Origin of the sequence: Paeniglutamicibacter kerguelensis, assembly GCF_017876535.1 — a bacterium.
Lineage (GTDB): Bacteria > Actinomycetota > Actinomycetes > Actinomycetales > Micrococcaceae > Paeniglutamicibacter > Paeniglutamicibacter kerguelensis.
Window position 1 is genome coordinate 599,842 of record NZ_JAGIOF010000001.1, and the last position, 23,562, is coordinate 623,403.

Annotated in this window: 20 protein-coding genes; 13 read left to right on the top strand and 7 right to left on the bottom strand. The window is 65.6% G+C overall.

All coding sequences use genetic code 11. The features are described from left to right. Positions 1–130: 130 nt before the first annotated feature. On the bottom strand, positions 131–1,963 hold the full coding sequence (locus JOF47_RS02665) for a biotin carboxylase (protein WP_342592689.1): 1,833 nt from the start codon (positions 1,961–1,963) through the stop codon (positions 131–133). Here JOF47_RS02665 and JOF47_RS02670 point away from each other — a divergent pair. Continuing rightward, positions 1,920–2,786: a hypothetical protein gene (locus tag JOF47_RS02670; RefSeq protein ID WP_209995784.1), complete on the top strand. Its 867-nt coding sequence runs from the start codon at positions 1,920–1,922 to the stop codon at positions 2,784–2,786. The genes JOF47_RS02665 and JOF47_RS02670 overlap by 44 nt on opposite strands. A gap of 838 nt (positions 2,787–3,624) precedes the next feature. Here JOF47_RS02670 and JOF47_RS02675 read toward each other — a convergent pair. The 6 genes from JOF47_RS02675 to hutH all read right to left on the bottom strand — a co-directional run bounded on the left by JOF47_RS02675 (position 3,625) and on the right by hutH (position 9,778). Then, positions 3,625–4,155 carry a peroxiredoxin gene (locus JOF47_RS02675; protein ID WP_209995785.1) on the bottom strand — a complete coding sequence of 177 codons (531 nt, stop codon included), beginning with the start codon at positions 4,153–4,155 and terminating at the stop codon, positions 3,625–3,627. Between the two features lie 1,253 nt (positions 4,156–5,408). Then, a complete protein-coding gene (locus JOF47_RS02680) occupies positions 5,409–6,020 on the bottom strand; it encodes a HutD/Ves family protein (RefSeq protein ID WP_209995786.1) in 612 nt (203 codons plus the stop codon). Positions 6,021–6,098: 78 nt separating this feature from the next. Further along, entirely contained in the window at positions 6,099–6,716 is a 618-nt protein-coding gene (locus JOF47_RS02685) for a LysE family translocator (protein WP_209995787.1), read from the bottom strand. Between the two features lie 69 nt (positions 6,717–6,785). Beyond that, positions 6,786–7,451, bottom strand: coding sequence for a LysE family translocator (locus tag JOF47_RS02690; RefSeq protein ID WP_209995790.1), 666 nt, complete (start codon positions 7,449–7,451; stop codon positions 6,786–6,788). An 87-nt stretch (positions 7,452–7,538) separates the two neighbouring features. Further along, complete coding sequence (locus tag JOF47_RS02695; protein ID WP_209995791.1) at positions 7,539–8,162, bottom strand: HutD/Ves family protein; 624 nt, start codon at positions 8,160–8,162, stop codon at positions 7,539–7,541. Positions 8,163–8,194: 32 nt separating this feature from the next. Further along, the gene (hutH, locus tag JOF47_RS02700) at positions 8,195–9,778 is read right to left on the bottom strand and encodes a histidine ammonia-lyase (RefSeq protein WP_209995792.1); all 1,584 of its coding nucleotides are present in this window, start codon (positions 9,776–9,778) and stop codon (positions 8,195–8,197) included. A 209-nt stretch (positions 9,779–9,987) separates the two neighbouring features. Here hutH and JOF47_RS02705 point away from each other — a divergent pair, with 209 nt between their 5' ends. The 12 genes from JOF47_RS02705 to JOF47_RS02760 all read left to right on the top strand — a co-directional run bounded on the left by JOF47_RS02705 (position 9,988) and on the right by JOF47_RS02760 (position 23,561). Then, entirely contained in the window at positions 9,988–10,734 is a 747-nt protein-coding gene (locus tag JOF47_RS02705) for an IclR family transcriptional regulator (protein ID WP_209995793.1), read from the top strand. 51 nt (positions 10,735–10,785) lie between these two features. Next, positions 10,786–12,465 (top strand): urocanate hydratase, encoded by a 1,680-nt coding sequence (gene hutU, locus JOF47_RS02710; RefSeq protein ID WP_209995794.1) that lies wholly within the window; start codon positions 10,786–10,788, stop codon positions 12,463–12,465. 165 nt (positions 12,466–12,630) lie between these two features. After that, a complete protein-coding gene (locus tag JOF47_RS02715; protein WP_342592690.1) occupies positions 12,631–13,902 on the top strand; it encodes an allantoate amidohydrolase in 1,272 nt (423 codons plus the stop codon). After that, positions 13,899–15,158 carry a formimidoylglutamate deiminase gene (locus tag JOF47_RS02720; protein ID WP_209995796.1) on the top strand — a complete coding sequence of 420 codons (1,260 nt, stop codon included), beginning with the start codon at positions 13,899–13,901 and terminating at the stop codon, positions 15,156–15,158. Before JOF47_RS02715 ends, JOF47_RS02720 begins: the two co-directional genes overlap by 4 nt. Then, a complete protein-coding gene (gene hutI, locus JOF47_RS02725) occupies positions 15,155–16,366 on the top strand; it encodes an imidazolonepropionase (RefSeq protein WP_209995798.1) in 1,212 nt (403 codons plus the stop codon). Before JOF47_RS02720 ends, hutI begins: the two co-directional genes overlap by 4 nt. Positions 16,367–16,410: 44 nt before the next feature. Next, complete coding sequence (gene tpx, locus JOF47_RS02730; protein ID WP_209995800.1) at positions 16,411–16,908, top strand: thiol peroxidase; 498 nt, start codon at positions 16,411–16,413, stop codon at positions 16,906–16,908. Positions 16,909–17,220: 312 nt separating this feature from the next. Next, positions 17,221–18,099: an SIS domain-containing protein gene (locus tag JOF47_RS02735; RefSeq protein WP_210001346.1), complete on the top strand. Its 879-nt coding sequence runs from the start codon at positions 17,221–17,223 to the stop codon at positions 18,097–18,099. Positions 18,100–18,123: 24 nt separating this feature from the next. Next, positions 18,124–19,053, top strand: a complete 930-nt coding sequence (locus JOF47_RS02740) for an ROK family protein (protein ID WP_209995802.1) — start codon at positions 18,124–18,126, stop codon at positions 19,051–19,053. After that, positions 19,050–19,985, top strand: a complete 936-nt coding sequence (locus JOF47_RS02745; RefSeq protein WP_209995803.1) for a 1-phosphofructokinase family hexose kinase — start codon at positions 19,050–19,052, stop codon at positions 19,983–19,985. The genes JOF47_RS02740 and JOF47_RS02745 overlap by 4 nt, the downstream gene beginning before the upstream one ends. A 45-nt stretch (positions 19,986–20,030) precedes the next feature. Beyond that, complete coding sequence (locus JOF47_RS02750) at positions 20,031–20,879, top strand: class II fructose-bisphosphate aldolase (protein WP_209995804.1); 849 nt, start codon at positions 20,031–20,033, stop codon at positions 20,877–20,879. 325 nt (positions 20,880–21,204) lie between these two features. Further along, positions 21,205–22,482 (top strand): extracellular solute-binding protein, encoded by a 1,278-nt coding sequence (locus JOF47_RS02755; RefSeq protein WP_209995805.1) that lies wholly within the window; start codon positions 21,205–21,207, stop codon positions 22,480–22,482. Between the two features lie 155 nt (positions 22,483–22,637). Next, entirely contained in the window at positions 22,638–23,561 is a 924-nt protein-coding gene (locus JOF47_RS02760; protein WP_209995806.1) for a carbohydrate ABC transporter permease, read from the top strand. Position 23,562 lies beyond the last annotated feature (1 nt).

The following is a 23,562-nucleotide window of genomic DNA, read 5'->3' on the forward strand; positions in this document are numbered from 1 at the left end:
GTCCACTAATGCTCCGTTCCGTGGCCACAGCGGTGCAGCATTGCGCTGCTGCACCGCCATGGCGCTTTCGATGCTGCTACTTCGCAGCCTTTCCATTGCCGCAGTGTTGCGGCGTTGCCTGATCCGGGCCCTACCCCGGGGTTTTAACCCCGGCACCCACGGCATAGTCGGCCGTCACCGCCCCATCCAAAGGCAGCCCGACAAATCCGGACCTGATGCAGTCGATGAAGTGCTTGGCCCTGATGCTCAGCTGCGAGGTCCCGTTCCTGTCGATCTGCAGCCGGCCCTTGGTGACCAGGATTCCCAGGTCGGCGCCCTTCCAGCGGTAGTCGCCGGGCCCGTAGACGCGCAGGAAGAACGCCTCGGACTCGTTTTGCAGCAGGTGCCAGTCAAGGGCCGCCCCGTTGAAGACCAGGGCGCCCGTGGCATCCAGGTAGTACAGGCCGGTGGCCGGGGTCGCGGTGAGCAGTTCGACCCTGTCCGAGGTTTCCTTGATGATCATGTGGCTCCACACGTCGGCCCCCGAGAGGGCCTCCCAGCGCTCGTTGATCTCGTTGACGTCCAGGTCGAAGTCCACGTCCATGTATTCGAGCAGGTGGAAGAGGAACAGCGGGACGTCGGCGTAGGCTCCGGCGGTCACGTTGGTGATGGCGCTGGCCCCGGAAATGCGCGGGTTCAGCTCGCCCAGGTAGACCTCGTCGGTGTCGAGGTCCACCAGCACGTCGACCTCGAAGAAGCCGCGGTAGCCCTCCACGACCAGCCGGTCGCCCATGCGCTGGACAAGCTCCATGGCACGGGCGCGCTGCGAGGCGGTGAGGACATCGGGGTGCATTTCATTGCCGCACCAGCCGCCCGGGTACGGGGTGAGGTCGCTGTGACCCGCCAGCTCGGCGAGGAACGGGCCCACCACGGTGCCCGAACGCGTGAGCACTGCCTCGACAGCAACCGCCAGGTTGTTGATCCGGCGCATGACCTTGATTTCCTCGCCGACGATCTCCTCGGCGTGCTTGTCCCATTCGGCCTCGTTGGCAATGAAGAACGTGGTCTTGCCCGAATCCCCGTAGGGGGTCTGGACGACCAGTTCGTTCCCGAGCCCGGCCTTGTCGGCCTCCTGGCGCAGGGTCGTCCAGTCGCTTCCCTTGGTCAGGACGTTGGGCACGGACGGCACACCGGCCTCGTTGCCGAGCTGGGTGGTGATGATCTTGGAATCCAGCCGTCGGCGGAGCTCTGCCGACGGCAGGATCAGGTCGTACCCAAGCTCGTTGCAGATCTGCTCGGTTTCCTCGTTGAAGAAGACCATGGCGACCTTCGGGCGCACGCCCGGACGCAGGTCCCTGGCCATGCGGGCCCGGACCTCGGCGTTGAGCAGCAACCAGTTGTTGATCTCCTCGCCCGATTCGAATTCACGGTACGGCTTGTGCGCGGGGGTGAAGACCCGCGGGTGGGCCCCGTCCCAGGCGTTGTAGTAGCTGACGTAGGTGAAGTTCCGCACCCAGCGATCCAGGCCCAGCAGGTTGAACGGGGTTGCGCCGATGAAGAAGACGGGCACGTCGTTGGTGCGGAAGAAGTGGCGGACCTCGGAGATGTTGCGCAGCTTCTGCGGGTGGGTGACCGCCGGTGCCGTGGAGGCGAAGGCTGCATCGGTGCCGATGGTTGCCTCGGGTGCCTCGGGACCGGTCGGGGTCGCGCGCGGCATGGGCTCCGAGGCCACACGCTTTTCGGCCGGTGCGGCAACGTCCGCGACGCCGGTCTTGGCCGCGGTCTTGGCTGCCGGCTTCGTGCCGGGTGTCTGGGCGGAAACTGCCACTGGCTTTTCCGCAATCGCGGCCGGCTTCTGTCCGGTAGCCGGCTTGGTGGCGGTACCGGGGGTTTTCTCGGCCGGCTTCTCGGCCGCAGCCGGGGTGGACAGGGAAGACGTGGTGGCTGCAGCGGCCGGCTTGGTCGCAGCGTTGGCCGTTTTCACGGTCGCGGCCGTCGTCGCGGCCGCAGTCGTTGCCGTGCCCGTCTTGGTCGCGGTGTCGGTTGCCTTCGCTGCGGGCTTCGCGGCGGTGGCTTGGACGGAGGGAGTGGTTGCTGCGGCCGGCTTTCCCGTCGTTGTCGTGCCCGTTTTGGTCGCGGTGTCGGTTGCCTTCGCTGCGGGCTTTGCGGCGGTGGCTTGGGCCGTGGGAGTGGTTGTGGCCGTGGTTGTTGCGGCCGGCTTTCCCGTTGCGGTCGTCGCAGCCGTAGGCGTTACGGGGCTCGTCTTGGTCGCGGTGTCGGTTGCCTTCGCTGCAGGCTTCGTGGCGGTGGCTTGGGCCGAGGGAGCGGTTGTGGCCGCGGATGCCGCGGCCGGCTTCTCTGTTGCGGTCGTCGAAGCCGTAGGCGTTACGGGGCTCGTCTTGGTCGCGGTGTCGGTTGCCTTCGCTGCAGGCTTCGTGGCGGTGGCTTGGGCCGAGGGAGCGGTTGTGGCCGCGGATGCCGCGGCCGGCTTCTCTGTTGCGGTCGTCGCAGCCGTAGTCGCTACGGGGCCCGTCTTGGTCGCTGTAGAGGTTGCCTTCGTCACGGGCTTCGTGGCGGTGGCTTGGGTCGATGGAGCGGCTGTAGGTGCGGCTGCCGCAGCTACAGGCTTTGTTGCCGTAGGCGCAGCCATGGTTGGTTTGGCCGCTACTTCTTTGGCCGCTACTTCGGAAACATCACGGGAGGTCGCGGACACCGGCTGGGAGGCCGCTGCGGTTTTTGCCGAGGTAGAGCCTCCCGCAACTGTGTTCTTGGAAGCCGTGGATTTAGCCACAATCTTGGTGATCTGACTCGGCTGGCCGATCTTCTTAGTGGCCTTGTTCGCACGTGCGGTCAATGTCATACTCCTTCCATTGGGAGAACACCGAATCTTGCGGAGGCGGGCAACTCCGGACTGCCGGGGAGTGGCGCTTTCCGCGTCTAAGCGGATTGCACCGGAATCCCGGCAATCAGGTGAAATCCAACCTCCCCCGAATGTCATCTGTGGCGGGTGCCGCAGATCGACCGGTTCGGGTTCGACGTTTCCATCTTCAAGTCCAGCCAACATAGTGTGATTCAGTGAACAACGCGTGTACCCCAGATGACCGTGTCGTGCGTCTCATTCTGACGTAAAGCGGTTGACTTTCACGCCAGCCGGATTTTCGTTCCCATCTGAGTGTGATACTGAAGAGCTGAACCGAACGAAGCCATAAAGTGCACTGTTTTTATTAACTCCATTCCGACTAGTAACGATGCGGTTCAACAAGGGGTCTGTGCCCATTTTTTGGCCGCTCGCTCACGAGTCGCGCCCGCAGATCCCTGACCGGTTGCAGGTATTCGAGAAAATTTTTGTTTGTTACATTCGACATGTCGGTAGTTGACCGCGAATTGCGGAGTATGACAGACGTTTTGAAAAACGCATAGTAGCCGGATCGCGCCAAAAAGCGGACCTAAGCCCGGGAGGCGAAGCGCCCGCAGCAGAGAGATAATCCACCGGCGCCATTTCTGGGCAACGGGGCGGCAACTGTTGAATGAATCACGGGATCCGTGCCAGGGTAATCCCTGCCGGGGAACCGCCTCCTGCAAAGGCGTCGCCATGGCAACGGGTTGACGCGACGCTTCCTTCGATGCCGCGGCGGCTTCGAGGCGTCATCGGCCGACTTGGAGTTGGGCAAGGAGCGACCGTGGGTGTGATGCTGCCTCGGTGACGCCGATGTGCGCGTGAGTAATCGTGCCGTTCTGGACGACAAGGGTGCTGCGCACATGGATCCGGTCGCCTTCGAACTCGAACGTCGGCAGGCCCAACGCCGCAGACAATGAGAACCCTGGGTCCGAGAGCAACGGGTAGGACAGGTGCCAACGGCTCACGGCCTCGCACTGGTATCCGGTGTCCTGGTTTGAGAGTTCGTAGATGCGGAACCCGATGGCCGCGTAGTCCGCCGAAAGATCGCGGAATTCGCAGGATTCCGGCGCGCATCCTTTTGCCCATGGGACAAGTGACCACTCGGGTGGTTCGACGCGATCGGGCCGCCCTGTCCGCGGGTAGATGAACAGCACGAATGAACCGATCGAGAATTCGGCCGGTGAGATTGTTTCCCCGGTGGTTGCCGACAGGGTGAGGGTAGGGAATGCCTGCCCGATCAAATGGTCGGCAGCGGCGCCCGAATGCGAGTTCGTCAAACCAGTGTCTCATTTGGGCATTCAGGGCTGGGATGGCGGCTCGGCGACGTTATCCAGAACGGGGACCTCGGGCCGCGGCGCCGGTTCTTCCAGGCATTGCCCCATGTCTCCGAGAGCGACCGTCCAAAGTGTTGTCCGAGCACTGCGCGTCGACCTTTCCTCCAACGGAAGGTATCGGTTGAGGCGCGTGGTCAAGAGCCCGGGGTAGTGGGCAGCGTGGCGACGTTCCATTGCTTCAGAGGTGTTGTTCAAAGGGTTGCACTTTTTACAACCCCGAAAACACGACGGCAGAAACGTTCGAACTCGCCTGCGGGCTGTGTGGCGAGCCGTGCGGGAAATACCTCGTGGCGGTGATGGGGACCTGCTGGAGCGGTTCGTCCACTTGAGCGAGCTCGGCCCCGTGGCCGGGCTGCTCACCGGTCCGGTCTGGGATGAGCTGGTGGCCACGTCCGCGGCCACGGTCGACCAGCACCTCGAGGCGCTGCGGGCCGCAAGGTACCCGTCGGCGTCGTTGCCATCGACCCGGCCCGGGTGGATGGTGCGCGCCCCTATCGAGTTCCGCTGGTCCGGGACGCCCATGGAGCGAGGCCCGGGCTCATCGAAGTCGACACCGCCGCGCACTGCGGCCATGGCCGAGGGCGATTTCCTGTATTTGATCACGGGTGTGTCCACGGGGTGGACGGCGAACGCCACGGTGAGGAACCGGACCCACCGCAACGTCGTGGCCGGTGTCGCCTGGCTGGTTGACTGTCTGCCCGCCGGCCGCCTATGGGCAGGTCCTATTGACCGAAGCTGCCGGGCCAGCCCCAGTTGGAGATGTGCGCCGGGTAGCCGGGGTCCACGGTGCCGGGTCCGGTGTCGCCACGGGTGACGCGGACGTAGCGGTTGCCGGAAGCATTTCGTGCCGGAAAACAGTGCGGCGTCGATGGGCATTGCTTCCTCCTACAATTCATGTCTCCGAAGAATGCCGCCCGGGGTGAAGGATCCATGACAACCAGGTGTTTGCAGTATCCATTCAGGGCGTTACCCGGGCGTTATATGGCGTCCAAGGAACGCCAGTGAGGCTGCTCCGTCAATCGCCGGGGCAGTCGCTGAGCTGGCACCGGGATGCCGGCAGAAGCAGGGACTGTGTGCCGAGCACCCCTCCGACATAGACGCTGGCCTTCGTCGCATCTCTGTGGATGATCGACTATTTCCCGGCCGGTTCGGCGGGTTTCCCGGCCAAGTCTGCGGCCGGTTTCCTGCCGTAATTCTCAGGGTAGGTCGAGGGAAACCACGGCCATGAACCCGCGGCCGCTGATGCGCGGCGAGTCTTCCTCGCCGCCGATGACAGTGTCGCGCAGTTCAAGCGCGCGTTCGCTGCCGGCCTGGAGGGCAGCGGCCTTGCCCTGGAGCAAGACGCCGAACTGCGAGCCGAAGAGGTGCTGCTCGCGCTTCTTGGAAAGCTCGACGATTCTGACATTGCCGCGCACGGCGCCGGTTCGGGTGATGAGGTTCAAGGCCAGTACCTCGCCGGTGGGCAGTGCGGCACTGGTGGCGCTGCCTCCGTGGAACTTCAGCGGCCGGTAGAGTTCGACGGCCTGCTTGGTCCCGTCGATGCTGAGCTCGAGCAATTCTCCGGCGATCACCGTCAAAGTGCGGTCAAAACCGTCATAGGGCGTGAAGTCGCCGGCTTTTTCGATGGAAGCCACGCTCAGGCGCCAGTCCCAGTCGTTGGAGGTATAGGGAACCAAGGTGCCGTCGGCATCGAGTCTGCCCGTGGCGATATCGCGGACTTGGCCTTGTCCTTGGCCCCACGGCTTCTTGGGTGCGGTTGCCAGGGAAATGATCGCGCCGGTTACCAGCGAAGTATTTGTCGGGCTCATGCATCGAGCTTAGTGGGAAGGGAAGGCCCCGACGAGCACCACAACACCCATGATGGCGAGCGCTGCAGAGGAAATGCGCTACAACCTGACGCCGACCGCGGGGGTCTTGAACCAGGCCACGGCCCGGGCTGCGACGAAGGTGAGCGCCATGAGATACGCGAATCCAATCACGGTGTACACCAGGCCGAGTAACAACGCAGAACCCAACAGGTTGGAACCGGCCGGGATAAAGGGCGGCATCAGGGCCAGAAAAAGCAGCCCGAGCTTGGGGTTCAACGCCGAGGACAACATGCCGGCCCGGAACGACTGCAGGAAAGTGAATTCCCCGGCGTTCGAGGCGAGCGACCGGGTGGCGATCCGGGCGGTGGCTGAGGTATCACCGGCCAGGAACCGGGCCGTGATGAGGGGACCCAGCCCGAGATAGAGCAGGTACAGGCCGCCGGCTACGGCGATGCCCTGGTGGATTGCCGGGTAGGTCTTCAACAGTGCCGCGACGCCAAGTCCGGCCAGGGCAGCCCAGCCCATGATCGAAACCATCATGCCCATGGCGGAGGCCACTCCGTTGCGCGGGCGGTTCAGGGCGTATCGAAGCAGCAGGAAGGTATCTGGCCCCGGGGAAAGCGCCACCACCAGAGCAACCCCTGCAAATCCCAAAAGAGCGGAGAACGGCATGCCAACCACTATCAGGGTAGGCACTGTCCGGCAGCCATTCGCGAAATGCCACCGGGCGGCCGGCTGACTTCCGCAGGGGGAGTCCACCGGTTCTTAGTGCGAGGAGAATGCCCCGACAAGCACCACGGCACCCATGATGGCAAGTGCCGCGGAGGAAACACGTTCCAACCAAATGCTGACGGCCGGACTCTTGAACCAGGCCATGGCCCGGGCCGCGATGAAGGTCAGCAGCATGAGATAAGCGAAGCCGATCACCGCGAACACGGCGCCGAGCGTCAACGCGGAGACCAACATGTTGGAACCGGCAGGGATGAATGGCGGCATCAGGGCCAGGAACAACAGGCCGAGCTTCGGGTTCAACGCCGAGGAGAGCGCCCCCGCGCGGACCGACTGCATGAACGTGAATTCCGTGGTGCCCGCGGCGGTGATGGATCTGGTGGTGGTTCGGGCCGTCGCAGCGGTGGCTCCGGCCAAGAACCGCGCCTTGACGAAGGAACCGAGCCCCAGATAGAGCAGGTACAGGCCGCCGACTACGGCGATTCCCTGGTGGATGGCCGGGTAGGTCTGCAGCAACGCGGCGACGCCAAGACCGGCCAGAGCTGCCCAGGCCATGATCGAAACCATCATGCCCAGTGCGGCTGCAACGCCGTTGCGGGGACGGTTCAGGGCGTAGCGAAGCAACAGAAACGTGTCGGGACCGGGTGCAAGAACAATCACCAGCGAGAGCCCGGCGAAACCAAGAAGTGCGGAAAGCGGCATGCTACCCATTATTGGCGTCCGTGGCACTTCGGGGAAAAAGGCGGGTCCCGGTCTGGCGACGGGACCCACGTGTAAGACCCGGTGCCTCTACGGCCTGCCCTCTTGCAACGAAACCACGGCCAGGAGGCCGCTGCCGGTGATGGCGGGAGCATCTTCACCGCCGCCGACGACGGTGTCGTAGCGCTCCAGAGGCCGATGCTTGGACTCGCCGGCCAACAACCGTGCCCGGCCCTGAAGCAGCACGCCGAGCTGGCCCGCGAAAAGCTTCCGCGGGTGCTCCGGGGACAGCTCCTCGATGTCTATCTGTCCGTTTACTGTTCCGCTGCGGGTAATCAGGTTGAAGTCCCTGATCGGCCCGGCAGGCAGCGTCGAACTGGTGGCGGCACCGCCGTCGAACTGCAGCGGCTCGTACCTGCCCAGCCGCTGCTCGACCCCGTCGATGTTGATCGCCAGACCTTCGCCTTCAATGACAGTCAGGATCCGGGTCATCCCGGCAAATGCCGAGAACGGCCCCTCGCTTTCCACGTCGGCAATGCTCAGCCGCCAGTCCCAACCGTCGCCGGGAACGGCTTCCAAGGTTCCCAAGACGCCCAACTTCCCCGAGACGATCTGCCGGGTCACCCCGCCGCCGTTGCGCCAGGGTGCGGGACTGATCCCGGAGTAGGCGATGACGGTGCCGGGGGACAGAGACAGGGGTTGTGGGGCATCCATGGGAATGGTCCTTCGTCGATTGGCGGAGGCGGCTAGGCCAGCGGGCTCGGGGCCGCGGCGTTGGCGGCCGCGAGCAGCGTACCATCGGTGACCAGCTGGAACACCGACTCGATTTCGGGGGAGATGAAGCGGTCGGTGCCAGGCCCCTCGACCTTGGTGCGGATTGCCTCGCGCACCGCGGTGATGACCGGAGAGGACTTGCTGGTTGCCAGGCCGCCGTCACGCATGTCCAGCGCCCGGGCGCTGGTGAGCAGCTCGATGGCCAGCACGCGGGCCAGACCGTCGATGGCCTTGCGCAGCTTGAGGCCTGCATGCCAGCCCATGGAGACATGGTCCTCCTGCATGGCGGAGGACGGGATGGAATCCACGGAGGCCGGAACGGCAAGGCGCTTGAGTTCGGAGACGATGCCTGCAGCCGTGTACTGGGCGATCATGTGGCCGGAGTCGACTCCCGGGTCATCGGCCAGGAAGGCGTTCAGGCCGTGGCTGCGGGCGGTGTCCAGGAAGCGGTCGGTGCGGCGCTCGGAGATGGAGGCCAGGTCGGCGACGGCGATGGCCAGGAAGTCCAACACATAGCCCATCGGGGCGCCGTGGAAGTTGCCGTTGGATTCGACGCGGCCGTCGGGGGTGACGACGGGGTTGTCGATGGCCGAGGCCAGTTCGATGGACGCGACGTTTTCGGCGTGGGCCAGCGTGGCGCGCACAGCGCCGTGGACCTGCGGGGCACAACGCAGCGAGTATGCGTCCTGCACGCGGGTGAACTTGTGTGCCCCGGCCTTCTGTTCGGCCAGCAGTGCGGAGCCGGCGAGTACGGTGCGCATGTTGGCTGCCGAGTCGATCTGGCCCGGGTGCGGGCGCAGCGTGTGCAGGTCGGGGGCGAAGACATCATCGGTGCCCAGCAGGCCCTCGACGCTCATGGCGGCGGAGAGGTCGGCGACGCTGACCAGGTCGTGCAGGTCGGAGGCTGCCATCAGCAGCATGCCAAGCATGCCGTCGGTGCCGTTGATCAGCGCCAGGCCTTCCTTTTCGGCCAGCACCACGGGCTCGATGCCGGCCGCGGCAAGGGCCGCGGAGGCATCCACGAGTTCGCCGGCGGCGTTGCGGACCTTGCCTTCGCCCATGACGGCCAGGGCGCAGTGCGAGAGCGGGGCCAGGTCGCCGGAGCAGCCCAGCGAGCCGTATTCGCCGACAACCGGGGTGATCTGTGCGTTCAACAGCGCGGCGTAGGTCCGGGCGACGACCGGGCGGACGCCCGTGCGACCGGTGGCCATGGTGGAGAGGCGGTTGAGCATCAGGCCGCGGATGACTTCGCGAGACACCTCGGCGCCGGAGGATGCTGCATGCGAGCGGATCAGCGAACGCTGCAGCTGGGCGCGCAGCTCGATCGGGATCTGCTTGGTGGCCAGCGCGCCGAACCCGGTGGAGACGCCGTAATGCGGGACGGTGTCGGTGACCAAGGCGTCGATGACTGCGCGGGATTCCTCCATGGCTGCCAGCGACTGTGCGGAGAGCTCGACCGGGGCGAGGTGGCGGGCGACGTTGACGACTTCGCGCGGAAGCAATGCGCCGGTCGAGACGGTGACTGCACCGGTTGAGAGGGTGATGCTGGCGTTCATGTGCTTTTCCTTCTGAAGATCAGCTGTCAGTGGTCTTGTGCGAGCCAAAAATTTTCTCGCTCTTGCCAATGGGTGAAATTAGCGTTTCAATAAGTGAAACGCATAAGCAGGTTCGGGGCAAGCCCCCGGCCGGTGCGGATTGGTTCAAAAGTGTAAAAAATACTCGCGACCCAGTACACCCAGAACCATCTTTATTGGAGGATATCCCCGTGGCTGAAGCAGCGACCAGGACCGTGGAACGTGCCCTGCAACTTTTGGGGGCAGTATGCGACGCCGGGGCCGTGTCTCTGGCAGGGGTGGCCCGCGAGACGGAACTTTCCGCTTCAACGGCATTGCGCCTTCTGCGCACATTGGAAAACAGCGGGTTTGTCCGCAAGGACGAGGACGGCGAATACCGTCCCGGCCTGAGGCTGGTCCAGCTCGGTGCGCAGGCGTTGAGCCACGAGTCCTTGATCCACTTGGCGGCGCCCGCCTTGCAGCGGCTCGTGGATGCCACGGGGGAGTCGGCCTATCTTTCGGTGCGCGGACACCACGGCACGGGCAACGACCATGCGGTCTACCTGGCCATCGCGGAGGGCACCCACTCGGTGCGCCACGCCTCGTGGGTGGGTCGCAGCGTGCCGTTGGCGGGGTCAAGCCTTGGTGTGGTTTTTGCCGGGCAGACCCCCGAATGCGGTTACGCGGTTTCCGATCGCGGCGTCGAAGAAGATGTCACGGCGATCGCTGCCCCGCTCCGGCAGTTGGGCGCGCCCGGGGCCATCGACCATACCGGCCCGGTGGCAGCCATCTCGGTGGTGGCTCCGAGCTACCGCATGACCCCCGAGGGGATCGCGCGCATCGGAGGATTGGTTGCCGCCGAGGCTCGCGCACTCTTTGGGGCCGGCGCGGCAAACCCTTCAGTGGACCAACCCGCAACAACCATCGAGCAGCAACCTGCACTCACCAACCATCAGTAAGCAGCAAGAAAAGTACCCATCCAGCAACACCAGGACCAGGAGAACAGATCCATGAGCTTCACCCAGCACGATCCCACACGCGTCATCCGAGCCCCGCGTGGCACCACACTTACAGCAAAGTCATGGGCCACCGAGGCCCCGCTGCGCATGCTGATGAACAACCTCGACCCGGAGGTCGCCGAGCGCCCCGAAGACCTGGTCGTTTACGGCGGCACCGGCCGTGCGGCACGATCCTGGGAGGCCTACGATGCGATCATCAAGACGCTGACGGACCTGGAAGAGGACGAGACGCTACTGATCCAGTCGGGCAAGCCGGTCGGTGTCTTCCGCACCAACAAGTGGGCCCCGCGCGTGCTGATCGCCAACTCCAACCTGGTGGGGGACTGGGCCACCTGGCCCGAGTTCCGCAAGCTCGAGGCCGAGGGCCTGATGATGTACGGCCAGATGACCGCCGGATCGTGGATCTACATCGGCACCCAGGGCATCCTGCAGGGCACCTATGAGACCTTCGCCGCGATCGGCGTGAAGCGCTTCAACGGCACGCTGGCCGGCACCCTGACGCTGACCGGCGGCTGCGGCGGCATGGGCGGTGCCCAGCCGCTGGCCGTCACCCTGAACGGCGGCGCCTGCCTGATCGTCGACGTTTCCGAGGAGCGCCTGCGCCGCCGCGCCGGCAAGCGCTACCTGGACGAGGTCGAGCTGGACCTGGACACCGCCCTGGCCAAGGTCACCGCCGCGAAGACCGAGGGCCGTGCGCTCTCCGTCGGCTACGTGGGCAACGCCGCCGAGGTCTTCCCGGAACTGCTGCGCCGCCAGGAGGCCGGCGAAATCGCCATCGACATCGTCACCGACCAGACCAGCGCGCACGACCCGCTGAGCTACCTGCCGGTCGAGTACACGCTGGAGCAGTGGGACGCCGAAGCACAGGCCGATCCGGTGGGCTTCACCAAGAAAGCACAGGTTTCCATGGCCCGCCACGTGGAGGCGATGGTCGGCTTCCAGGACATCGGCGCCGAGGTCTTCGACTACGGCAACTCCATCCGCGACGAGGCCCGCCAGGGCGGCTACGACCGCGCGTTCGAATTCCCGGGCTTCGTCCCGGCCTACATCCGTCCGCTCTTCTGCGAGGGCCTGGGCCCGTTCCGCTGGGTTGCACTCTCCGGGGACCCGGAGGATATCCGCGTCACCGACGAGGCGCTGAAGGAACTCTTCCCGGAGAACGAGCACCTGCACCGCTGGCTCGACGCCGCCCAGAAGCACGTCGAGTTCGAGGGCCTGCCGGCCCGCATCTGCTGGCTGGGCTACGGTGACCGCGCCAAGGCCGGTGTGCTATTCAACAAGCTGGTTGCCGAGGGCAAGGTCTCCGCGCCGATCGTGATCGGCCGCGACCACCTCGACTCGGGTTCGGTGGCCTCCCCGTACCGCGAGACCGAATCCATGAAGGACGGCTCGGACGCCATCGCAGACTGGCCGCTGCTCAATGCCCTGACCGCCACCAGCTCCGGCGCCACCTGGGTCTCGATCCACCACGGGGGAGGGGTCGGCATCGGCCGGTCCATCCACGCAGGACAGGTATCGCTGGCGGACGGCACCGAGCTGGCCGCGGCCAAGCTCGAGGCGCTGCTGACCAACGACCCGGGCATGGGCGTGATCCGCCACGTGGATGCCGGCTACGAGCGCGCCATCGAGGTCGCGCACGAGCGCGGCGTGCGCATCCCGATGTCCGAGTAACACCGGACCCGGCAGAATAAACAGGGCACAACCAACCGGCGGCAACGACATGCGGGCGCAGCAACGGCCGCGCCCGCATGTCGTTGCAACCTCCGGCCCGCCGAAGAAGACCCCCCGAACCCGTTGAAGACGAACGCGTGCGAGATGAAAGAGACGACAAACCCAGTGAGCACAGTAAATTCCCTGTTGGCAGCAATCAGCGACGAGGGGCGGGACGCCAAACGCGGCGGATACTCGCGCCCGGTGTACTCGTCCGCCGAGATCACGCTGCGCGAATGGTTTGTCGCCGAAGCCGCGGCCCGCGGCCTTGAGGTCTCCACCGATGCCAACGGCATCATCTGGGCCTGGTGGGACCTTCCCGGCTCCGCCAGGGACTCCGACTCCCGCCGCGGCGCCCTGGTCACCGGCTCGCACCTGGACTCCGTGCCCGGAGGCGGCGCCTTCGACGGGCCGTTGGGTGTGGCAAGCGCGCTGGCGGCCTTCGACGTGCTTGCAGCACGCGAGGCCAGCGGCGACCTGCAGCGCAACAGGGCGCTGGCCCTCACGGTCTTCCCGGAGGAGGAGGGGTCGCGCTTCGGGGTCGCCTGCCTGGGCTCGCGGCTGCTCACCGGCGCGATCGACCCGGCCAAGGCGCTGAGCCTGCGCGATGCACAGGGCAACACCTTCGCCGACGTTGCCGCGGCCAATGGACTGGACCCGGCGCTCATGGGCAGGGACGAGGCGACGCTCGCCCTGATCGGCGACTTCATCGAACTGCACGTGGAGCAGGGACGCGGGCTGAACACCGAGGAATTCACCGACGCCGCGGGCCGCGGGCCGGCCGTGGCAATCGGCAGCTCCATCCTGGGGCACGGGCGCTGGCGGCTGAGCTTTTCCGGCCAGGGCAACCACGCGGGCACCACGCTGATGATCGACCGGGCGGACCCCATGGTTGCCGCAGCCCAGCTGGTGGTCAAAGTCCGCGAGGTCGCACGTTTGCAGGCCGACGCCCGGGCCACCGTCGGAAGGCTGGAACCGGTCCCCGGCGGCACCAACGTGATCGCCTCTCGCGTCGATCTCTGGCTGGACGTGCGCCACCCGGACGACGCGGTGACGGCCATGCTGGTGGAAAAGATCCACGGGCAGGCGCAGAAGATCGCCGCGTTCGAGGGCTGCTCGGTGGCGCTCACCGAGGAGTCCCTGTCCGGGACCGTGAACTTCGACCCGGCGCTGACCCGTGCGCTGGAGAAGTCCGTGCACCGGCTCGTCCCCGGGGCCCCGTTGCTGCCCACCGGTGCCGGGCACGACGCCGGGGTGCTGGCCGCTGAGGTTCCCTCCGGCATGATCTACGTGCGCAACCCCTCGGGCATCAGCCACTCGCCGGAGGAATACGTGGAGCACGACGATGCCGATGCCGGCGTTGCGGCGCTCGCCGACGTCCTGGAGGACCTGCTGTGAGCCACTCAGCCAACTCCGGCGCCAAAACCGTGCGGGTTCCCGCGCCGGTCAACGCGCACTCCCACGCATTCCACCGGATCCTTCGCGGCCGAACCCACGAGGGCGCCGACGGGGGAGCCGGGACCTTCTGGACCTGGCGCGAGCACATGTACCGCTACGCCCATGCGCTGACCCCCGCCGGGTACCAGCAGCTTGCCACCGCCGTCTTCGCGGAGATGGTGGCCACCGGGTACAGCGCCGTGGGGGAATTCCACTACCTGCACCACCAATACGACGGGACGCCCTACGGGGCGGAGGGCTCGGACACCGAGCCGCACGCCATGGAACTGGCACTGGGCCGGGCAGCCCTGGCCGCCGGCATCCGCCTGGTGCTGCTTGACACCTGCTACCTGCAGGGCGGGTTGGCTGCCGATGGATCGGTGCTGCCGCTCGATCAGACCCAGCAACGCTTCAGCGACGGAACCGCCGCCGCGTGGCTCGAACGCCACGGCCGCCTGGCAATCGCGTTGAAGGAACTCGATGCCGGGGCCGGCTTGCTCACCTTGGGCGCCGCCATCCATTCGGTGCGCGCGCTGGCCCCCGCCGACCTGGAAACGATCGCCTCCATGCTGGACCTCGCGCTGCCGCTGCACGTGCACCTCTCCGAGCAGCCCGCGGAAAACCACGCCTGCCAAAACGCGTACGGGATGACACCCACCGGGTTGCTGGAACATGCCGGATTGGTGGGCGCGCGGCTCTCGGCGGTGCACGCCACGCACCTGAGCGATGCCGACATCGCGGCGCTGGGTCGCGGCAACGCCGGCATCGTCATGTGCCCCACCACGGAGGCGGACCTGGGCGACGGGATCGGCCCGGCCCGCGAGCTTGCCGACGCCGGTGCAAGCATCTGCCTGGGAAGCGACCAGCACGCGGTGCTCGACCCCTACCTGGAGCAGCGCGCGCTGGAACACGGGGAGCGGCTGCGCAGCGGACAGCGCGGACGCTTCTCGCCCACGGAAATTTCGGCGGCTGCCCGCGAGGCCGGTCTGCGCTCGCTGGGCCTGCCGGACAACGGTGACCACATCGTCGTGGCCACCGACTCGGTCCGCACCGCCGGATCCCGTCCCGCACAGCTCCCGCTCACCGCCACCGCCGCGGACATTGCGGAGGTCCACATCAACGGGGAACTGGTTGCCGTCAACGGCATCCACACCCGGCTGGGCGATCCCGCCGCACTGTACGCAGCCTTCTTCGACACCCATCCGGAGTTTTCATGAGCACCGCACCGAACAGCACACTGATTACAAACATTGCGGAGGTCTTCACCGCCGACGCCACGCAATCGGTAATCCGCGACGCGGCAATCCTCGTCGAGGGTGAAAACATCGCCTGGATCGGCCCGCTCGCCGACGCCCCGGAAGCGGACATCGTGATCGACGCGGGCCACCGGGCGGCGCTGCCGGGCTGGGTGGACTCGCACACGCATCTGGTCTTTGCCGGGGACCGCAGCCAGGAGTTCGTGGCCCGCATGGCGGGACAGGACTACGCGGCCGGCGGCATTGCCGTCACCACGGCCGCCACCACTGCCGCCAGCGACTATGACCTCACCCGATTGGTCATGGGCCGGGCCGCAGAGGCCCTTGCCGGCGGCACCACCTACCTGGAAACCAAGACCGGCTACGGGCTCAGCGTGGAGGAGGAAGCTCGGCACGCCCGCATCGCCTCGACAGTGGCGGACCAGGTGACGTTCCTGGGGGCGCACCTGGTTCCCGCCGGGATGGACGCACAGGAGTACACGGACATGGTCTGCGGGGAAATGCTGGAGCGCGTGGCCCCCTACGTGCAGTTCGCCGACGTCTTCTGTGAGCGCGGCGCCTTCAACGAGGCCCAATCCCGCCAGGTGCTCGAGGCCTGCGCCAAGGCCGGGCTGGGGCTTCGCGTCCACGGCAACCAGCTGGGCCCGGGCCCGGGAACCCTGCTTGCCGTCGAATTCGGCGCCAAGAGTGTCGACCACGTGAACTACCTCGATGACGCGGATGTGACGGCGCTCGCAGGTTCCTGGAAGGGCTGGGACGCGGCAACCCGCACCGGCACCGCGGGGACGGTTGCCACCTGCCTTCCGGCCTGCGACCTGTCCACCCGCCAGCCCCTGGCTCCGGGCCGCGAACTGATCGACGCCGGCGTCCAGATCGCGCTCGCCTCCAACTGCAACCCGGGCACGTCGTACACCTCGTCGATGGCATTTTGTGTGGCCACAGCCGTATTGCAGATGCGACTGAGCATCGAGGAAGCCATCACCGCGGCCACCTACGGGGGAGCGCTGGCCCTGGGCGTGCAGGACCGGGTGGGGTCGCTGGAGGTGGGAAAGCGTGCGGACATCCAGTTGCTCAATGCGCCAAGCGTCGCGCACCTTGCTTACCGACCGGGCATGAATCTCACGGGGCCCGTCTTCCGGGCAGGGGTTCTGGCGGCAGGGAAACTTTAGGCCCTGCTTCGTGTCGGCAAGCGCCTTCGTGATAAACAGGGAGCATGGCTATTACTGCATTCAAAGGAACCCCCGTCCAGACCATCGGCGAGCTGCCGGCCGTTGGCGCCCTGGCTCCCGAATTCGCCCTCACCGGCACCGACCTCAGCGATGTGACCAGCGAAAACCTGCGTGGCAAGCGCGTAGTGCTGAACATCTTCCCGTCCGTGGACACCGGCACCTGCGCCGCCTCGGTTCGCCGCTTCAACGAACTTGCAGCCGGCCTGGACAACACCACCGTCGTGTGTGTTTCCGCTGACCTCCCGTTCGCCCTGGGCCGTTTCTGCGGTGCCGAAGGCATCGAGAACGTCGTTCCGACCTCCGTCTTCCGCTCCGACTTCGGCGCTGACTTCGGCCTGACCCAGATCGAGGGCCCGCTGCGCGGCCTGCTGGCCCGCGCCGTCATCGTCCTGAACGAAGACGGCGAGGTGATCCACAACGAGGTCGTTGAGGAAATCACCATCGAGCCGAACTACGATGCAGCACTTGCCGCACTCGTCTAATTCCCGGTAGTAACCGCGGAAAGCGCCAGCCGGCGCAGCCACCACCGTAACCGGTGCGGCTGTTGCCGACTGGCGCTTTCTCATTTAACGATTCGGGGAAGTCTGCGCGGGTGGCGCATGTCCGCGGCAGCAAAGGGGACGAACTCCGGCGGATCCAAGACACGAAGCAATGAGAGTTTTTATGATCGCTAGACAAGTTAAACGATCATAAGCAATCATAGATGTGAAGATCTTGCCATTCCCGGCCGCCGTGGGCGACCGGGGCCACAGAAGGAGACTGTCTTGAGCGACAACAACCAGCTCGGTTACCACATGGATATCGAACTCACCTCGCAGCCGGAAATGTGGGAGCGAGCGATCGCCCAGGCCAAGGCGGAGAACCTGCTGCCCTCCGATGGCGCCCGCGTGGCAGTCGTCGGTTGCGGCACCTCCTGGTTCATGGCGCAGTCCTACGCCACCGCCCGCGAGGCAGCAGGCAAGGGCGTCACGGATGCCTTCGCCGCCTCGGAGGCCTTCATTGCCACCCGAGACTACGACGTTCTGGTTGCAATCACCCGCTCGGGCACCACCTCCGAGGTGCTGGCCCTGCTGGCCGAGTTGGATGGCTCCATCCCGACCGTCGCCATCATCGGCGATACGAGCTCCCCGATCGTTTCCAAGGTCGATGCCGTTGTTGAGCTGCCCTACGCCGACGAGGAATCGGTGGTGCAGACCCGCTTTGCCACCACCGCGCTGGCCTACCTGCTCACCAGCGTCGGCGTCGACCTGACCGACGCCGTGGCAGATGCCCGCGCCGCGGTCGCCGCCGAGACCCCGGCGGAGCTGATCGACGCGGAGCAGTTCACCTTCCTGGGACGCGGCTGGACCGTCGGGCTGGCCCACGAGGCAGCACTGAAGATGCGCGAGGCGGTCCAGGGCTGGACCGAGTCCTACCCGGCCATGGACTACCGCCACGGACCCATTTCCATCGCCGCGCCCAACCGCGTGACCTGGATGCTGGGTGAGGAGCCGGAAGGATTGGCCGGGGACATGGTTCGCACCGGCGCCCTGTACCTCAACAACGAGGTGCACCCGCTGGCGGAGCTGGCCCGCATCCACCGCGTCACCCTGGACCGTGCCCGCGCCCGCGGCATGAACCCCGACGCCCCGCGCAACCTGACGCGCTCCGTCATCCTCACCGAAGACGCCTAAGAAAAGACCGGGGTGCCACACACCATGACTCCTCCGTACCTGCTCTTTGACGTGGGTGGCACCGACATCAAGTCGGCGTTGTCCGATGATGCGGGAAACCTGATGGGCATCCGCCGGGTCCCCACCCGCCGGGGCACCGCCAACCCGGCCGAATCGCTGGTCGACCAGCTCCACGGACTGGGTGCCGAACTCCTTGCGGAAACGCCATCGGTTCGGCCCGAAGCCGTGGGCTTGTTGGTCTGCGGCATCGTCGACGAGGCACAGGGGCTCGGCGTGTTCTCCGCGAACCTCGGCTGGCGCGACGCCCCGCTGCGGGAGATGACGTCAAACGCCTTTGCCCTGCCCGTGGGCTTCGGCCACGACGTGTCCACCGCCGGTGCAGCCGAACTCCAGTTCGGTGCCGGGGCCGCGTTGGGAACCAAGGTCCGCAACGCGGTCATGCTGGTCATCGGCACGGGCATTGCCGCTGCGCTCTTTGTCGACGGGCGTCCGCTCTCGGCCGGAGGGTATGCGGGGGAGCTGGGCCACTCGGCCGTGCCCGGCGGGTTCGAGTGCCCCTGCGGAGCACATGGTTGCCTAGAAACCATTGGTTCGGCCGGCGCCATCGCCAAAAGGTATTCGCTGGCCAGCGGCACGCCGGTGCGCGGGGCCCGCGAGGTGCTGGAGGCCATGAACGCCGGAGATCCGATTGCGGCAAGGATCTGGAACGAAGCGATCGAGGCGGTTTCCTTCTCAATTGCGCAGCTGTGTGCCTCGATCGCGCCTGAGGTCGTCATTATCGGCGGCGGACTGGCCCAGGCCGGCGAGGCATTGCTGGAACCGCTGCGCCGCTCGGTTCGCGGCAAGCTCTCCTACCACCGCGAACCGCTCATCGTTCCGGCGCAATTGGGCGAGGATGCTGGCCTGCGCGGCGCGTTCCTCAAGGCCAAGGAAGCCCGGGGGGCCGGGGCGTGATCCTGACGATTACCCCGAACCCCGCGGTCGATGAAACCTACGGCCTCGAAGTCCTGGATGTCGGCGGAACCAACAGGGTCGATGCCCCGTTGCGCAGGGCCGGCGGCAAGGGCCTGAACGTTGCCCGTGTCGCCCATGCCCAGGGCGTCCCCGTTATTGCATTGGCGCCCGTGGGCGGGCCCAACGGGCGGGTGTTCACCAGGGAACTTGAAGCCTCCGGTGTCCGGCATTCGCTGGTTCCCGTGGCCGTGGAAACCAGGCGCAGCTTCACCCTGGTCGAACACGCCACCGGACGCACCACCGTGGTCAACGAACGCGGCGGCGCGCTGGACGCGGCAGAGTGGGAAGCCGTTCGCGCGCGGATTATCGAGCTGCTGGACCATGGCGTCACCGTTCTTGCCGCTTCCGGGTCGCTGCCCGAGGGTGCCGACGGCGATTTCTACCCGTGGTGCGTGCGCGAAGCCGAACGCCGCGGCATCCCCAGCATCATCGATACCTCCGGACCGGCGCTGCTGGCCGCGGCCCGCGCCGGCGCCACCGTGCTCAAACCCAACCACCACGAGCTGCGGGAGATCACCGGCACCGATTCGTTGGATGCCGGCGCCGCGATCCTGCTGGAAGCGGGTGCCAGGCACGTCTATGCAAGTGCCGGCGAGGAAGGGCTGCTCCATTTTGCCGCCCAAACCCCGGGGCAATGGGCTTCCGCCCGACTGCCCGAACCCCTGGTGGGCAACCCCACCGGCGCCGGGGATTCGGTGGTTGCCGCCATCGCCGTGGGGCTGCACCGGCGCGAGGACCACGATTCGGTGATTCTCTCCCGCGCGGCTGCCTGGTCCGCCTCCGCCGTGCTCATGCCGACGGCCGGGGAGCTGCATGACTCGCACGCGGAATTGGCCCAGGCGCTCATTCTTACCTCCTCAACCGCGCGCTAGCCGTACAGGCAGCGCGCCTTCTCTCCTTGAAAGGACACACCCACAGTGCCTCTGGTCAACACCGCAGAAATCATGAATGCAGCCCGCGCCTCGAACATCGGCCAAGGCGCCTTCAACGTCATCCACTTGGAAAGCGCCGAGGCGTTGATCCGCGGCGCCGAGCTGGCACAAACCCCGGTGATCCTGCAGATTTCCGAAAATTGCGTGAGCTACCACGGGGGGCTTGAACCCATCGCGTTGGCCACGCTTGCCGCGGCACGCAATGCCGGCGTTCCGGTTGCCGTCCACCTCGACCACGCCGAATCCGAAGACCTGGCCCGCGCGGCGGTTGACCTGGGCTTCGGCTCGATCATGTTCGACGGCGCCCACCTGGACTACGGCCAAAACGTTGCGGCCACCAGGCGCGTGGCTGAATACGCCCACGCCGCGGGCGTCTACGTCGAGGCCGAACTCGGCAAGATCGGCGGCAAGGACGGTGCCCACGCACCGGGCGTGCGGACGGATCCGCAGGAAGCACTTTCCTTCGTGGGTGCCACGGGCGTCGATGCCTTGGCCGTGGCAGTGGGTTCGTCCCACGCCATGCTTGATCGCTCGGCGGCGCTGGACATCGAATTGATCGCCAGCATTCGCGCGGCCCTTGACGTGCCGTTGGTGCTTCACGGTTCCTCGGGCGTGAGCGATGAAAACATCGTTGCCGCCATTGACGCGGGCATGACCAAGATCAACGTATCCACACACCTGAACGGCTTCTTCACCCGCGCCATTCGCCAATACCTCGAGGAGAACCCGACGGTGGTGGATTCGCGCAAATACCTTGCACGCGGCCGTGACGCAATGGCGCAGGAAACCGACAGGCTTTTGACGCTTTTCGCGGGAACGCGCGTTAAGGCCTGATTGCACCCGGCATATGTCCCGCTTGGCGATCAAGGCGGGGACACGCATTTGCCGGGCAACGCGCAAATCACGGGTAAATGCGACTCTGATATGGGGCGTAATCGACGAACCGTGCATTCGAGGCCTGGAGGCGGGGCATTTTTTGGCGCAGCGGAGAAAGTGGCCGATTTGTGACCAACACTGCTTGACCGAGTGGCGATCGTCACAGCATAATCAGGTTACATGTTCTTTATTGCTCGTTCTGGATGCAAATAAAGCACATAACATCAGGCCGAGTTGACAGTAAGTGCAATGCGCGGATGTCGACCTCACGGAACGAGGATCAATGAAGAAGCACAATCTCCGAGGAGCGGTAGTCGCAGGCGCGGCCGCCGCAGCACTGTTGCTGACCTCTTGCGGTTTTGGCGGGGGATCAACCACTGGCAGCGCGGCCAGCGGCTCCTCCGGCGCAGCAGCCGGCGCCGTCACCACCCTGGACATGATGGTTCCGAGCTACGGCGACAACACCAAGGCGCTGTGGGAAAAAGTCATCAAGGACTTCGAGGCAGCCAACCAGGACGTCAAGGTCAACCTTGAAATGCAGTCCTGGGAAAACATTGAAGGCGTGCTGAAGACCAAGATCCAGGGCAACAAGGCTCCGGACATCTACAACGGCGGCGCATTCGCCGAGTTTGCGGCCGAAGGCCTGCTGGCGCCGGCCACCGACATTGCCTCCGAGGCAACCATCGCCGACTTCCATCCTTCCTTCGCCGAGAACGAGAAGGTCGACGGCACCCAGTACGGCCTGCCACTGATCGCCTCGGCCCGCGCGCTGTTCTACAACAAGGCGCTCATGAAGGAAGCCGGCGTCGCGGACGTTCCCAAGACCTGGGACGAGCTCTACAACGCCGCCAAGGCCGTGGGCGAAAAGACCAAGTCCGCAGGCTACGGAATGCCTTTGGGCAACGAGGAAGCCCAGGGCGAATCGATGATCTGGTTCGCCGGCAACGGCGGCAACTTCGGCAACGCCACGGCAATCGAGGTCAACACCCCGGTGAATCTCGAGGCCACCGACTTCATGCAGAAGATGATCAAGGACGGGGTCACCCAGAAGGATCCGGGCGCCACCCAGCGCACCCCGATGCTGAACACCTTCATCCAGGGCAAGATCGGCTTCGCATACGGGTTGCCGCAGACCATTGGCCAGATCAAGAAGGAAAACCCTTCCCTTGAGTACGGCATCGCACCTGTTGCCACCAAGACCGGCGCCCCGGCAACCCTCGGTGTTGCCGATCGCCTGATGTCCTTCAAGAACGACGGATCCAAGGCCGCTGCGGTCAAGAAGTTCATGGACTACTTCTTCTCCGCCGACGTTTACTCCAACTGGGTCTCTACCGAAGGCTTCCTGCCGACCACCACGTCGGGCTCGGAGAAGATGGCCGGCGATGAAACCCTCAAGCCGTTCCTGGCCATGCTGCCCGACGCGGTGTTCTACCCGACCACCAACCCTGCCTGGAACGCCACCGACGGTGCGTTCAAGTCACTGATGGGCCAGATTGCCACGGGCAAGTCGGCAGCGGATGTCCTGAAGGAAATCCAGGCCAAGGCCGACGCAGCCAAGTAGCACCACCGATCCATGTCGCCCGGGTTCAACTACGGGTCCCTTGCGGCAGCGATCAACCACACAAGCAAAACGGGGCTCACCGCCACCTCGAGGGTGAGCCCCGTTTCGCTTGGACCACAGACCCGCAAATCCCAGTAACGCAGGAGCACACCCCCATGAGCGTCACAACAGCACAGAAGCGCGTGGCAAAGCGCATATCTGCCCAGGAAGGCGGTTCATTCCTTGCTGCGCTGCCCTGGATCGGGCCGGCGCTACTGCTGATCTTTGCCATCGTGGTGTTCCCTGCCGGGTACATGATCTACAACTCCACACGGAAAATCTCCCAGGTCGGCACCGACCTGAAGGGCGTCGGGTTCGACAACTTCGCCAAGGTCTTCGCCGACCCCAACCTGCCACGCATCCTGCTGAACACCGTGGTCTGGGTGGTCGTCGTGGTAACGCTCACCGTTGTCATCTCGCTGGCACTGGCCCAGTTCCTGAACAAGCCGTTCCCCGGACGCACCCTGGTGCGGATGGCCGTCATCGTCCCCTGGGCTGCCTCGGTCGTCATGACCACCACGGTTTTCTACTACTCGATGGACCCGAACTACGGCATCTTCAACAAGTTCCTCGTGGACATCGGGGTGCTTGACGAGGGCTTCGGCTTCACCAAGAACGCCGTCCCCGCGATGGCCGTTGCCATCGTGATCGCCATCTTCGTTTCGGTCCCGTTCACCACCTACACGATCCTGGCCGGGCTCCAAGCCGTTCCGAACGAAACGCTGGAAGCCGCCCGCATGGACGGCGCCGGACGCTGGCGCACCTACATCTCGGTGATCCTGCCCCAGCTGCGCGGCGCCGTTGCCGTCGCCGTGCTGATCAACATCATCAACGTGTTCAACAACCTGCCGATCCTGAAGATCATCACCGGGTCGATCCCCGGCTACAGCGCCGACACCTTGATGACCTACATCTTCAAGGTCCTGCAATTCGACAGGCGCCTGGACATCTCCTCGGCCCTGTCCGTGGTGAACTTCGCGATCGTCCTGGTGATCGTCGCGATCTACGTCAAGACCGTCAAGCCCATGAAGGAGGTCTAGG

Coding starts and splice junctions, on each gene's coding strand:
- hutI (WP_209995798.1), top strand. CDS start 15,155: ATGAGCACCGCACCGAACAGCACACTGATTACAAACATTGCGGAGGTC.
- JOF47_RS02690 (WP_209995790.1), bottom strand. CDS start 7,451: ATGCCGCTTTCCGCACTTCTTGGTTTCGCCGGGCTCTCGCTGGTGATT.
- JOF47_RS02740 (WP_209995802.1), top strand. CDS start 18,124: ATGACTCCTCCGTACCTGCTCTTTGACGTGGGTGGCACCGACATCAAG.
- JOF47_RS02695 (WP_209995791.1), bottom strand. CDS start 8,162: ATGGATGCCCCACAACCCCTGTCTCTGTCCCCCGGCACCGTCATCGCC.
- JOF47_RS02735 (WP_210001346.1), top strand. CDS start 17,221: ATGGATATCGAACTCACCTCGCAGCCGGAAATGTGGGAGCGAGCGATC.
- JOF47_RS02760 (WP_209995806.1), top strand. CDS start 22,638: ATGAGCGTCACAACAGCACAGAAGCGCGTGGCAAAGCGCATATCTGCC.
- JOF47_RS02680 (WP_209995786.1), bottom strand. CDS start 6,020: ATGAGCCCGACAAATACTTCGCTGGTAACCGGCGCGATCATTTCCCTG.
- JOF47_RS02755 (WP_209995805.1), top strand. CDS start 21,205: ATGAAGAAGCACAATCTCCGAGGAGCGGTAGTCGCAGGCGCGGCCGCC.
- hutH (WP_209995792.1), bottom strand. CDS start 9,778: ATGAACGCCAGCATCACCCTCTCAACCGGTGCAGTCACCGTCTCGACC.
- tpx (WP_209995800.1), top strand. CDS start 16,411: ATGGCTATTACTGCATTCAAAGGAACCCCCGTCCAGACCATCGGCGAG.
- hutU (WP_209995794.1), top strand. CDS start 10,786: ATGAGCTTCACCCAGCACGATCCCACACGCGTCATCCGAGCCCCGCGT.